Below are 12,722 nucleotides of genomic sequence, written 5' to 3' on the forward strand. Positions count from 1 at the left end.
TGCGATGCACCCGCACATTGCATGAGCAATGGTCAGCCACGCCGGTCAGCGGCGGCCAACACCGTGCCGACAGACTCGGCGGTGCCGGCGCTGGCATCTGCATCACAGCGCTCACATCGCGTGAGCGCGTTCAAATCGGGTCTTTTTACGTTATCCGCCGATACACCGATGCCGGACGCGGCGGCCTTGCGGCGCGCGTCCCGGCAAGCGGATCAGCCGGATATCGTGCCGCCGGCCGGCGGCCAGTCGCAGCGCTTAGCGCGGCAGGCGTGCGTGCGCTTCAGCGATGACTTCGCAGTTCTCGAGGTGCAGTGCCCATGCTTCTGCAAGCAGCTCGCCAACACGTGCGAGCCAGCCAGCGGATTGGGTGGAACGATCGGAGACATTAGACGTTTGCATGACGAAGCCCCATGTAGGTGGTGAGTTAGGGATAACCCTAATCATAAAGGAGCGTCACCGCTTTGTGAAATTCGATTTCGTTATATGAGAATTTCTGACAATCTTTGTTGCTGCTGCGCAACATGAACCGCATCCGCAATCGGCATTGCCAAGTGGACAGGCGTGACGAGGCTGCGGCGAGCACGGCCTCGCAATGAGGAGCAGAAAAGGCGTGCCAGGCGGGGAGGAAGGGGGCGGCAGCGAGGGGCGGCGATTACTCGCCGATCCACCCGAACCGCCACGACAGCCGGCGCGTCGCGGCGAGCAGCGTATGGGCGAGTTCGCTGTCCGGCCCGCGCGGGAAGCCGCGCGACGAGCCGATGATGGCGATCACGAGCCGGATGTTGCCGGTGTGATCGAACACGGGCGCGGCGATCGTCCCGATGCCCGGCACCGGCGCGTCGAACGCGAAATCGAGTTCGTCCGTACGGATCGCCGCGAGCCGCGCACGGAACGCGGCGTTGGCCTGCGTCGTGCCGCCGGCGAGGCGCACAGGCTCGTCGGCCAGCAAGCCGGCCAGCACGTCGTCGGACATGCCGGCCGCGAAGATCCGCCCGATCGCCGTATTCACGAGCGACATCACCGTGCCGACCTGCAGGCTCACGTGCTGCGGCCGCGCGGATTCCTCGAGGCGGATCACGGTCGGCCCGAGCGGCCCGAGCGTGGCCGCGGCGACGCTCATGTCGGTCGCCGCCGCCAGCGCGACGATCTCGGCTTCCGCGTCGCGCGTCGGCGACACGCGTTGCATCGCGATCAGGCCGAGCGCCTGGCCGAGCGGTCCGCCGCCGAAGCAGCCCGCATCGTCGCGGCTCAGCAGGCCGATCTTCTGCAGGCTCACCAGATGCGGAAACGCCTTCGCGGCCGGCATCCCGGCCGCCGCCGCGAGATCGCGCAGCGGCAGCGCCCGGCCTGCCGACACGAGCGCGAGCAGCAGTTCGCCCGTGCTGTCGAGCGCGTTGATGCCGCGCTGCGCTTTCGCGTCGTCAGCGAGCGCGGGCGGCATGCGCTGGGCAGCCGCGGTAGCGACTGGCGGCGACGACTGCACGTCGCGTCCCGCATCGAGCGACGCGGTGGCTTGCCGCGCCGCATCGCGCAACGCCGTCGCGATCGGGCCGTCCCAGCCGACATCAATCGACCCGGTCGAACCGATCACCGTCAACGCGAGTTGCAGGCGTCCGTCCGCGTCCAGCACCGGCACGCACATCGCGCTGACGCCGGGGCTCGGCCGATCCACGCCGCGTTCGATCCCGCGTGCGCGGATCGCGTCGAGTTCGGCCTGCCACGCGCGGGCATCGGACGTGGGCTGGTCGCCTTCCGCGCCCGCGAGCGTGTCGCCGGCGCCTGCCTGGCTGGCCGCCATCGCGTCCAGCAGTGCGGTGTCGCCGAATGCGCGGAACACGCGGCCGGTCGCCGTCGTATCGAGCGACATCACGGATCCGACGTGCAGGTTCACGTGCAGCGGATAGCCGCCGTGCTCGATACGCACGATCGTCGGCCCGAGCGCGCCCGGCACCGACAGCGCGACGCTCAGCCCGACCGTTTCCGCGAGCCGCGCCGCGTGCGGCAGCGCCGCGCGATAGGCCGGCTGCCGTTCGATCGACATCAGCCCGAGCCGCAGCGACAGCGGCCCCGGCTCGTAGTTGCCGGTGAGCGCGTCGCGTTTCACGAGCGCGAGCCGCGTCAGGCTGACGAGATAGGTATGCGCCTGCGCGGTCGACAGGTCGGCCGCGGCCGCCAGCTCCGACAGCCCGAGCGGCTTGCGCCGGCGCGCGAGCGCGTCGAGCAGGCGGCCGCCGACCTCGACGCTCTGGATCCCGCGCTGCGCCTTGGGCGGCGCGTCGTCTGCGCTGACTTCGTGGTTCTGCACGCGATGGTTCTTCCGTTGACGAAACCCCGCATGGTATCCGACGCCATTTGATGCGCCAGCCCGCAGGTTTACCCGTATTAGACAATAGCAAGCGCATTTGTCATTGACAAATTATCGATGCAGGTCGATGATCCGTTCACTCCCCTCAACACATGGCTCGCAGCCACGGAACGCAACATGGCCAAAGCATTCGCATCCCAAGCCGATCTGGAAGAGAAGAAGGTCACCTGGACGCAGTTGTCCGAGAACGCGTACGCATACACCGCCGAAGGCGACCCGAACTCGGGCGTGATCATCGGCGACGACAGCGTGCTGATCGTCGACACGACCGCGACGCCCGCGATGGCGCAGGACCTGATCGCGAAGATCCGCAGCGTGACCGACAAGCCGATCAAGCACGTCGTGCTGTCGCACTACCACGCGGTGCGCGTGCTCGGCGCGTCCGCGTATTTCGACGAAGGCGCGCAGCACGTGATCGCGAGCCGCGGCACCTACGAAATGATCGTCGAGCGCGGCGAGGCCGACATGAAGTCGGAGATCGAGCGCTTCCCGCGCCTGTTCGCGGGCGTCGAGACGGTGCCGGGCCTGACCTGGCCGACGCTCGTGTTCGAGCGCGAGATCACGCTGTTCCTCGGCAAGCTCGAAGTGAAGATCATGCACGTCGGCTCGGGCCATACGAAGGGCGACACGATCGTCTGGCTGCCGTCGCAGAAGGTGCTGTTTTCGGGCGACCTGGTCGAATACGACGCGGCCTGCTATTGCGGCGACGCGCAGCTCGAACAGTGGCCGGCCACGCTCGAGGCGCTGCGCGCGCTCGGCGCCGAAAAGCTCGTGCCGGGCCGTGGCCCCGCGCTGCTGAATCCGGCCGAGGTCGACAAGGGCCTCGACTACACGAAGGACTTCGTGACGACGCTGCTCGCGCAAGGCCGCAAGGCCGTTGAGCGCCAGCTCGACCTGAAGGCGTCGATGGCGCTCACGCGCGAAGCGATGGATCCGAAGTTCGGCCACGTGTTCATCTACGAACACTGTTTGCCGTTCGACGTGTCGCGCGCGTTCGACGAGGCGAGTGGCATCACGCATCCGCGCATCTGGACCGCGCAGCGCGACAAGGAAATGTGGGACGCGCTGCAGGACTGAGCGGGTCGCGGCGGCGGGGCGTCCGGGCGGACGTCCCGTCGTTTTCCGGAAGTTTTCCTGAAGGCCCCTGAACGGCGGCGGCATCGCGCCGCGCTGCACGGCGCCGAATTCCGATCTCACAAGAAAGCAGGGCGCATGCACGCCCGCGGAGACTGCTGCGCTCGAAATCGCGCGGCCCGTTTGGAGAGAGACATGCCCCAATCGCTTCCCGCCGAAGCGACGATCGCGCACGCGAGTGCCGCGGCGTCGACTTCCTCATACGAATCCGCGTCCGCATCGGCATCGGCATCGGCATCGGCATCGGCATCGGCATCGGATGCCGGCGATGCGCTGCTGTTCCGCAAGATCGCGTGGCGGATCGTGCCGTTCCTGTTCCTCTGCTACGTCGTGTCGTTTCTCGACCGCATCAATATCGGCTTCGCGCAGCTGCAGATGAAGCACGACCTCGGCTTCAGCGATGCGATGTACGGCCTAGGCGCCGCGGTGTTCTACGTCGGCTACGTGTTCTGCGAGGTGCCGAGCAACCTGCTGCTCGCGCGCTTCGGCGCGCGCCGCACGTTCACGCGGATCATGCTGCTGTGGGGCATCGCGTCGACCGGGATGATGTTCGTGTCGCAACCGTCGCATTTCTACGTGCTGCGCTTCCTGCTCGGCGTGTTCGAGGCCGGCTTCTTTCCCGGCATCGTGCTGTACCTGACCTACTGGTTCCCGGCGAACCGGCGCGCGGCGGCGATCTCGGTGTTCTTCGCGGGCGTCGCGGTCGCGGGCGTGCTCGGCGGCCTGATGTCGGGCTGGATCATGCGCGACATGAGCGGCGTGCTCGGGTTGCACGGCTGGCAGTGGATGTTCGCGATCGAAGGCGCGCCGGCGATCGTGCTCGCGTGCTTTGCGTTCACGTACCTGGTCGACCGTCCGCAGGACGCCGCGTGGCTCACGTCCGACGAAAAGGCGCGCGTTGCCGCGCTGTGCGGCGACAGCCGTACGCACGGCGCCGCGCATGGCGCGCACGACAAACGCAGCCTGTTCGCCGCGCTCGCGAACCCGCGCGTCTATCTGTTCGCATTCGTCTACTTCTCGCTGACCTGCGCATCGCTGACGCTCAATTTCTGGATGCCGCTGATGATCCGCGATTTCGGCGTGACCGACGTCGTGGCCGTGAGCCTCTACACGGTCGTGCCGAATGCGGTCGGCGCGGTCGGGCTGATCCTGATCGCGCGCCGCTCGGACCGCACCGGCGAGCGCCGCAAGCACTTCGCGTGCTGCACGATCGGCGGCGGGCTCGCGCTCGCGGCATTGACGCTGCATCTGCACAGCTTCGCGGCGATGCTCGCGTGCCTGTCGATCGCGGCGACGCTGATCTTCGCCGCGCTGCCGATCTTCTGGGCCGTGCCGACCCGCTACCTGTCGGGCAACGCGGCCGCAGCCGGGATCGCGCTGATCAGCAGCATCGGGATCACGAGCGGCATCGTCAGCCCGTGGGTGATCGGGCTGATCCGCACGCATACCGGCAGCATGGATCTCGCCGTGTACCTGCTGGCCGCGCTGCTCGCGCTGAGCGGCGCCGCGCTGATGCTCGGCGTGAAGGGTGAACCCGCGCAGCGCGCCTGAATGCCGGCCGTTGCCGGCGTCGCGTGTGCTGCCCGTGCCGCATCGGCATTCGTCGAGGAGACGATCGATGTCGGCCCGGCTTCAAGCTGTTCGTGCAGCCCGCGCTCGCCGTCGCATCCGGTTCCCGCGCGCCGGACAACGACGCGCTGTACCGCCGCGTCGGCATCGCGCAGGATCGTGCCGTTCCTGTGCGTCTGCTACATCGTGTCGATCCTCGATCGCTGCACCATCGGCTGCGCGCAGTTGCGGATGCGGCAGGATCTCGGGTTGACCGACGCGATGTACGGCCTCGTCGCGGTGCCGTTCTTCATCGGCTGCGTGCTGCTCGAGGTGCCGAGGTTCGAGGTGCCGAGCCGTGTGCGCCACGTCGGGTTACGCGATGCATTGATCGAATGATGCATCGGCGCGGCGGCGTACCGCGTGGGGTACGGGCTAGGCCCGATACACCTCGATCCGGTTGCGGCCGCGTTCCTTCGCCACGTACAGCGCCTTGTCGGCGCGCGACAGCGACTGGTACGCACCAAAGTCCGACGTCCGCATTGCGTCGATACCGATGCTGACGGTCAGCGCGAGCAGTTGATCCTCGTGCACGAGCCGCGTGTCGGCCGCGCGCTGCTGCACGCGCTGTGCAAGCGCGCACGCCGCGTCGATCCCGGCGTGCGGCAGCACGATCGCGAACTCCTCGCCGCCGACGCGGCCGACGATGCCGTCGGGCCCAATCTCCGCGAGCAGCAGCCGCGCGAAATGACGCAGCGCGCGGTCGCCGAGCGGATGGCCCCAGCGGTCGTTCAGCGCCTTGAAGTGATCGAGGTCGAGCATCAGCACCGCGGCGTCATGACCGGTCGTCCGCACGCTGCGCAACGTGATCTCGCTCTGCCGCATGAACGCGTGGCGGTTCGACAACTGCGTCAGATGGTCGGTCGTCGCCATCCGGTGCAGTTCGGTCTCGATGTGCTTGCGCTCGGTCGCATCCGTGATGAAACCGTGCCAGACCGTGCCACCGTCAGGCATGCGTTGCGGGCGCGCGTCGCCTTCGCGCCAGCGCATCCCCTGGTCCGGCAGCAGCACGCGGTATTCGAGCCGCCACGGTGCCAGTCGCGCGGCCGACGCCAGCAGCGATTGACGGTACGCAGCCAGGTCGGCCGGGTGAATCCGGGTTTCGACCGCATCCGCGTCGCCGGCGATCTGGTCGGGCGTCAGTTCGTAGATGTCGCGCACGCCCGCGCTCGCATACGTAAAGGACCGGCGACCGTCGGCGGTCTGCCGCAGCTGGAACACGAGGCCGGGAACGTGGTCGGTCAGGTTCGTGACGAGCGTAACGGACTCGCTCAGCCGGCCGGCGAGCTCGCGCAGCGCGGTGATGTCCGTGGTTGTGCCGACCATGCGCAGCGCGCGTCCATGACTGTCGCGGGTGATGACCTTGCCGCGGCTGCAGATCCATTTGTAGGTACCGTCCTTGCAGCGGATGCGGTGCTCGACCGCGTAGCTGTCGGTGCGGCTTTCGAAATGCGCGAGCATCGCGGCCTTCACGTCGGCAACATCGTCCGGGTGCAGCCGTTCGTACGCCTCCTCGATGCGGCTCGTCAGCTCGTGCGGCGCATAGCCGAGCAGCGCCTTCCACGCCGCCGAGTAGTGGATCTCGCCGGTTTCCACGTTGCGATCCCACACGCCGGTGCCGCTTTCGGTCAGCGCCAGCGCGGTCAGCGCGCTGTGCTCCTCGACGACGTGGAGCCGCTCGCGCAGCGCGGCCTGCGCGCTCGCGCGGCAGATCGCCTGTTCGGCCAGCGTCGCCAGGTCGTACAGGAAAGTACGTTGTGCGGCATCGAGTGTCAGGTCCGTCGTGTCGGCGACACACAGTGCGCCAAGCGTCGTGCCGTCGGGGGCGACGAGCTCGCACGCCGCGACGACGCGCGGTGCGGCGCTCAACGAACGGCTGGCGCCGGGCGTGACGCATCGTCTGTCGGCAGTCGTTACGCGCTCGACAGGCGACGGGAAGAATACGGGGTCGAGTGTCGCAGGCAGCGTGCCGTCGGACGCCGCCACGCGCTGCGCGCCGGCTTCAGCGTGCGTGACGAACGCGCCGGCCGCGCCGAAATGCGCGCGGGCGAGACGGCACACGGTCTCCAGTTCGGGCAACGGCGCAAGCGCCGGTCGATGGGCGGCGGTGACGGGGGAAGAGCCGGGCGTGTCGCCAGCCCCGGTGGTGAACATACGGAACCGCATGGTCGAATTCCGCGACGGTCGATTGCGCCGATGATCGGACGAATGCCGGGTGGCGCTGCTTGGGGGACTGCAATTGTAAAAATCTTATCGTCGAGAGAAATGCGTGGCAAGCGGGTCGAACCGGCCTTGACGACGGGCGATTCAGGTGGCATCGGCGCGATTCGTCCGCCCGTGTCCACCTCGGGCAGACCGTGCATCAAGCGCAGAGCGGCGCGACGAGGCCCGAAACCGTTGGCTCAGCGCGTGACGAACGCCGTGGCGTCATGCGGCGCCGTGCGCGCATGCTTGCGCTGGCGCAGCAGCGCGACGCGGCAATTCTCGCGCGCGGTCTCGCGGCCGTCGTCGTCGAGCAGCACCAGGTCGCCGCGCATCACGTTGAGCGTGATCACGTCGTCGCCGGGCGCGCCGAGCGTTTCCGGCGTATGCACCGAGCCGGCCGGCTCCAGCACCGTCGAGCCGGCTTGCGCGATCCAGTCGTACTCGCGGTAGCGCCACGCACCCTGCAACGTATGGACGAATACCTCGCCGTCGTGACGGTGACGCGGCAGCGTGCCGCCGGCCGGCATCTTCAGCAGCGCGGTCAGCGTGTCTTTCGCCGCATTGATATGCAGATACTTGATCGCGAGCCCCGGCAGGTCGGCGCTCATCGGCAGCCACGGCAGCGCGTCGCCGGGCAGGCACGAAATCGGCGGAAGGTCGGTGGCGAGCGGGGCAGACGGCTGCGTCATGGCGGAGGCGGAGCGGAAACGGGAAGTGCGCATTATCGCAGAGCCTGATCAGGCAGCAGAGCGGGCATAAACGGATCGCCCCGGCCGCCGGAGGCTCGGACACGCATTTTCCCCACACCGATATATACAGCTTAACTGTACAGTTTTGCTGTATATATGCTATCGTGAATTCATGAACACGCCATCCTCGCCCCCGGAAGCACCGCACGTGGCCGGTCTGGCCGGCGAACTCCGCATCTCGGTCAGCAAGCTCATGCGCCGGATGCGGGAACAAACCCACCCGAACGATCTCACGTCCTCGCAGAAGTCCGTGCTGCTGCGGCTCGACCGCGACGGCCCCGCGACCGTTTCCGCGCTCGCGCGGGCGGAAAGCGTGCGGCCGCAGTCGATGCGGATGACGGTGGCGACGCTCGAAGCGATGGGCGCCGTCAGCGGCGCAGCCGATCCGAGCGACGGCCGGCAAACGCTGATCGCGCTCACGCCGGAATTCCGCCGGCGGCTGCAGGCCAACCGCGCGGCCAAGGACGACTGGCTGTTTCGCGCGCTGCATGCGCAGCTGTCGGCGCAGGAGCAGGCCGAGCTCGCGTCGGCCGTGCAGCTGCTGCAGCGGCTTGCCGAATTCCAGGACGCGGCGCGCCCGTGAACCCGATCGACCCACCCGGCGGGAGGAGCGCCCGAACATGAACATCCTGCATCTCGTGTCGTATTTTTTGGGCGGCGCCTTTCTGGCGAATGCCGTTCCGCATCTCGTCAGCGGGTTGCGCGGCGAGCCGTTCCAGACGCCGTTCGCGAATCCGCCCGGCCGCGGGCTGTCGTCGTCGACGGTGAACGTCGTGTGGGGTGTCGTCAATCTCGCGATCGGCTATGTGCTGCTGCGCCGGGTCGGCGATTTCGACCTCGCGCGCACGGCCGACGCGGCCGCGCTCGGCCTTGGCGTGCTGGCGCTCGGCCTGTTTCTCGCGCGGCACTTCGGCGCGCTGCACGGCGGCAACGCGCCGCGGCGGCCATGAGCGTGCCGGCCGCGGGCGTGTTCCGCTCGCTGCGCAGCTTCAACTACCGCGTGTGGGCGGCCGGCGCGCTGGTGTCCAACGTCGGCACGTGGATCCAGCGCACCGCGCAGGACTGGCTGGTGCTCACGCAGCTCACGCACCACGACGCGTCGGCGGTCGGTATCGTGATGTCCCTGCAGTTCGGCCCGCAGCTCCTGCTGCTGCCGTGGACCGGCTATGCGGCCGACCGCTTCAACCAGCGCCGGCTGCTGATGACGACGCAGGCCCTGATGGGCGGGCTCGCGCTCGCGCTGGGGCTGTTGACGGTCACGGGCATCGTGCAGCTGTGGCACGTCTACCTGTTCGCGTTCCTGTTCGGCTGCGCATCGGCGTTCGACGCACCGGTGCGGCAAACCTTCGTCGCGGAGCTGGTCGGCGACCGCGAGCTCGCGAACGCCGTCGCGCTCAATTCGACGTCGTTCAACGCGGCGCGGATGATCGGGCCGGCCGCGGCCGGCTTCATCATCGCGTCGGTCGGCACGGGCTGGGCGTTCGTGCTCAACGGCATCAGCTTCGTCGCGGTGCTCGCGTCGCTGTCGCTGCTGCGCGCCGACGAACTGCGCGAGAACACGCGCGCCGGCCATGCGCGCGGAAGCCTGCTCGACGGGTTCCGCTACGTCTGGCATCGCCCGGACCTGAAGGCGACGCTCGTGATGCTGTTCCTGATCGGCACGTTCGGGCTGAATTTCCCGCTGTTCATCTCGACGATGGCGGCCGGCGTGTTCCACGTCGATGCGCGCGGCTTCGGCATCCTGTCGTCGATGATGGCGGTCGGCACGATCTCGGGCGCGTTGCTCGCGGCGCGCCGCGAACGGCCGCTGTTCCGGCACTTGTGGATCGGCGCGGCGACGTTCGGGATCGGCTGCACGCTCGGCGCGCTCGCGCCAAGCTACTGGCTGTTCGCGGCGGCGCTCGTGCTGACCGGAATCGCCGCGATGACCTTCACCACGTCGACCAATGCGCTGATGCAGCTGTCGACCGAGCCGGCGATGCGCGGGCGCGTGATGGCGCTGCGGCTCGCGGTTGCGTTCGGCGGCACGCCGATCGGCGCGCCGGTGGCGGGCTGGGTCGCGAACCATCTCGGCCCGCGCTGGGCGCTCGGCGTCGGCGCGGCGTCCGGGTTCGCAGCCGCGCTGGTCGCCGTGTATTTCCTGATGCGGGTGCGGCGGCAGTCGCATCCCGACGGCGGCGCAGGCGAAGCCTGAGCCCGGTTACGCGTCGCCGCCGGTGCCGCCCGGTCGCGCCGCCGCATGCGCGGCTTCGAGGCACGACTGGAACAGCAGCGCCGCCCGCGACGGCCGCGGCGAGCGCCGCAGCAGGCTCACGAACCGGCACCGGTAGTTGAAGCGGTGCGGCGCGATCGCCTGCATCAATCCCTTGTTTTCGAAGCTTTCCGCGTAATGGTCGGGCAGGAAGCCGAGATAGCGGCCTGACAGGATCAGCGTCGCGATCGATTCCTGGTCCGATGCGGTCGCGCTGCGCGTGAGCTTCGCGCGATGGCTCAGCTCCATGTTCGGCGAATGAAAGCCGAGGCCGGCGAACGCGTGGTTGCGGATCGTCGTCCACGTGAGCTTGCCGTGCGGCGCGTCGAAGAGCGGATGCTGGCGGCCGCAGTACAGCAGCATCCGTTCGTCGAACAGTTCCGAATACACGAGGCTGCCCGAGTTGCGGTGCGCGGGGATGATCCCGACCTGATAGCTGCCGTCGATGATCCCGCGCTCGACCTCGTTGATCGACGCGACGTGCAGGTTCAGCGCGACGTCCGGGGCTTCGTCGGCGAACTGGCGGATCGCGTCGCCGAGCCGCGCGTTCGGGTTGGTGGCCGTCTTGTCGAACACCGCGACATGCAGTTCTCCGCCCATCTTGTCGTGAATGCCGTCGACCCTGCTGCGAAACGCTTCCATCGACGCGAGCAGCCGCAGGGTTTCCTCGTACACCGTCTGCCCCTCGGCGGTCAGCGTGAAGCCCGCGCGGCCGCGCCGGCACAGCACGAGGCCGAGGCGCGTTTCCAGATCCTTCACGTGGCGGCTGATCGTCGAGATGCCGATATTCAGTTCCAGCTCGGCCGCCGCCATCCCGCCGCATTGCACGACCCCCTTGAAGACCCGCAGCAGGCGGAGATCCATGTCGCTGAGCTGCCCGAGCAGCGCGCGGCTCTTCGGTTTCTTTGCTTGCATAGTTGCGCAAGTGAACATTGATATTGCGATATTCAAAAGACTAATTGGCGTCCCGACAATGCGCAATATCAACATAAGGAGGAGGGGCGCGCCGCGCCGACCGACATGACCGACACCACCATTGCCGCCCAACAGGATCAGACCGCCGTCCGCACCGATGCAGCGTGGCTCGACGCCCACTGGATGCCATTCACGGCGAACCGCCAGTTCAAGTCCGACCCGCGCATGATCGTGTCGGCCAAGGACGCGTATTACACGGACGGCGAAGGCCGCAAGATCTTCGACGGCCTGTCGGGCCTGTGGTGCACGGGCCTCGGCCACGGCCGCACGGAAATCACCGAAGCCGTGAGCCGCCAGGTCGCGCAGCTCGACTACGCGCCGGCATTCCAGTTCGGCCATCCGAAGTCGTTCGAGCTCGCGAACAAGATCAAGGACCTGACGCCGGCCGGCCTCGACTACGTGTTCTTCACGGGCTCGGGCTCCGAAGCGGCCGACACGTCGCTGAAGATGGCCCGTGCGTACTGGCGCGCGAAGGGCAAGGGCACGAAGACGCGCCTGATCGGCCGCGAGAAGGGCTATCACGGCGTGAACTTCGGCGGCATTTCGGTCGGCGGGATCGGCGCGAACCGCAAGCTGTTCGGCCAGGGTCTCGACGCCGATTTCCTGCCGCACACGCAACTCGCCGAGAACAAGTTCTCGCGCGGGATGCCCGAGAACGGCGCCGATCTGGCCGATCGCCTGCTCGACCTGATCGCGCTGCACGACGCATCGAACATCGCGGCCGTGATCGTCGAGCCGTTCTCCGGTTCGGCGGGCGTGGTCATTCCGCCGAAGGGCTATCTGAAGCGCCTGCGCGATATCTGTACCGCGCACGACATCCTGCTGATCTTCGACGAAGTCATCACGGGCTTCGGCCGTGCCGGTGCAATGACGGGTGCCGACGCGTTCGGCGTGACGCCGGACATCATGAACTTCGCGAAACAGGTGACGAACGGCGTGCAGCCGCTCGGCGGCGTGATCGCGACGAAGGAAATCTACGACACGTTCATGGCCGCGGGCGGCCCCGAGTACATGCTCGAGTTCCCGCACGGCTACACGTACTCGGCGCACCCGGTCGCCTGCGCGGCCGGCGTCGCGGCGCTCGACCTGCTCGTGAAGGAAGACGCGGTGGCCCGTGTGCGCGACCTCGCGCCGCATTTCGAGGCGGCCGTGCATGGGCTCAAGGGCCAGCGCCATATCGCGGACATCCGCAACTATGGGCTGGCGGCCGGCCTGACGATCGCGGCGCTGCCGGGCGAGCCGGCACGGCGCCCGTACGAGATCGCGATGCGCTGCTGGGCGAAGGGCTTCTACGTGCGCTACGGCGGCGACACGATCCAGCTCGCGCCGCCGTTCATCTCCGAAAAGCGCGAGATCGATAACCTGGTCAACGCGCTGTCCGATGCGCTGAACGAAGTGGACTGAGCCGCGAGCCGCTCCCTGCGACAACCGAATT

Annotated in this window: 11 protein-coding genes and 1 pseudogene; 8 read left to right on the plus strand and 4 right to left on the minus strand. The window is 68.1% G+C overall.

Going from position 1 to position 12,722, the window contains the following annotated elements; genetic code table 11:
* Nucleotides 1-21 precede the first annotated feature (21 nt).
* On the plus strand, nt 22-423 hold the full coding sequence (locus DIE15_RS36805; protein ID WP_185734311.1) for a hypothetical protein: 402 nt from the start codon (nt 22-24) through the stop codon (nt 421-423).
* Between the two features lie 229 nt (nt 424-652).
* On the opposite strand, the gene DIE15_RS00075 is transcribed toward DIE15_RS36805, so the two are convergent.
* Nucleotides 653-2,305 carry an IclR family transcriptional regulator gene (locus DIE15_RS00075; RefSeq protein WP_124831845.1) on the minus strand — a complete coding sequence of 551 codons (1,653 nt, stop codon included), beginning with the start codon at nt 2,303-2,305 and terminating at the stop codon, nt 653-655.
* Nucleotides 2,306-2,482: 177 nt separating this feature from the next.
* Here DIE15_RS00075 and DIE15_RS00080 point away from each other — a divergent pair, with 177 nt between their 5' ends.
* The 3 genes and pseudogenes from DIE15_RS00080 to DIE15_RS00090 all read left to right on the plus strand — a co-directional run.
* Nucleotides 2,483-3,442: an MBL fold metallo-hydrolase gene (locus DIE15_RS00080; protein WP_124831847.1), complete on the plus strand. Its 960-nt coding sequence runs from the start codon at nt 2,483-2,485 to the stop codon at nt 3,440-3,442.
* Nucleotides 3,443-3,634: 192 nt separating this feature from the next.
* A complete protein-coding gene (locus DIE15_RS00085) occupies nt 3,635-5,050 on the plus strand; it encodes an MFS transporter (RefSeq protein ID WP_124831849.1) in 1,416 nt (471 codons plus the stop codon).
* Nucleotides 5,051-5,136: 86 nt separating this feature from the next.
* Nucleotides 5,137-5,386: pseudogene (locus DIE15_RS00090) on the plus strand (MFS transporter); the annotation flags it as partial.
* A gap of 96 nt (nt 5,387-5,482) precedes the next feature.
* Here the strand turns inward: DIE15_RS00090 and DIE15_RS00095 are convergent.
* On the minus strand, nt 5,483-7,273 hold the full coding sequence (locus DIE15_RS00095) for a sensor domain-containing diguanylate cyclase (RefSeq protein WP_124831851.1): 1,791 nt from the start codon (nt 7,271-7,273) through the stop codon (nt 5,483-5,485).
* A gap of 236 nt (nt 7,274-7,509) precedes the next feature.
* Nucleotides 7,510-8,001 carry a 2,4'-dihydroxyacetophenone dioxygenase family protein gene (locus DIE15_RS00100; protein ID WP_124831853.1) on the minus strand — a complete coding sequence of 164 codons (492 nt, stop codon included), beginning with the start codon at nt 7,999-8,001 and terminating at the stop codon, nt 7,510-7,512.
* 172 nt (nt 8,002-8,173) lie between these two features.
* Between DIE15_RS00100 and DIE15_RS00105 the strand changes: the two genes are divergently transcribed.
* From DIE15_RS00105 to DIE15_RS00115, 3 genes are read left to right on the plus strand one after another with little or no spacing between them, the layout of a single operon-like run.
* Nucleotides 8,174-8,644 (plus strand): MarR family winged helix-turn-helix transcriptional regulator, encoded by a 471-nt coding sequence (locus DIE15_RS00105; protein ID WP_124831855.1) that lies wholly within the window; start codon nt 8,174-8,176, stop codon nt 8,642-8,644.
* Nucleotides 8,645-8,681: 37 nt separating this feature from the next.
* Nucleotides 8,682-9,011, plus strand: coding sequence for a hypothetical protein (locus tag DIE15_RS00110; protein ID WP_057927101.1), 330 nt, complete (start codon nt 8,682-8,684; stop codon nt 9,009-9,011).
* The gene (locus DIE15_RS00115; protein ID WP_124831857.1) at nt 9,008-10,255 is read left to right on the plus strand and encodes an MFS transporter; all 1,248 of its coding nucleotides are present in this window, start codon (nt 9,008-9,010) and stop codon (nt 10,253-10,255) included. Before DIE15_RS00110 ends, DIE15_RS00115 begins: the two co-directional genes overlap by 4 nt.
* 6 nt (nt 10,256-10,261) lie before the next feature.
* Here DIE15_RS00115 and DIE15_RS00120 read toward each other — a convergent pair whose 3' ends face one another.
* Complete coding sequence (locus DIE15_RS00120) at nt 10,262-11,245, minus strand: LysR family transcriptional regulator (RefSeq protein ID WP_082664734.1); 984 nt, start codon at nt 11,243-11,245, stop codon at nt 10,262-10,264.
* 87 nt (nt 11,246-11,332) lie between these two features.
* On the opposite strand from DIE15_RS00120, the gene DIE15_RS00125 reads away from it, so the two are divergent.
* The gene (locus tag DIE15_RS00125) at nt 11,333-12,691 is read left to right on the plus strand and encodes an aspartate aminotransferase family protein (RefSeq protein ID WP_124831859.1); all 1,359 of its coding nucleotides are present in this window, start codon (nt 11,333-11,335) and stop codon (nt 12,689-12,691) included.
* Nucleotides 12,692-12,722 lie beyond the last annotated feature (31 nt).

Origin of the sequence: Burkholderia sp. Bp9031, assembly GCF_003857965.1 — a bacterium.
Lineage (GTDB): Bacteria > Pseudomonadota > Gammaproteobacteria > Burkholderiales > Burkholderiaceae > Burkholderia > Burkholderia ambifaria_A.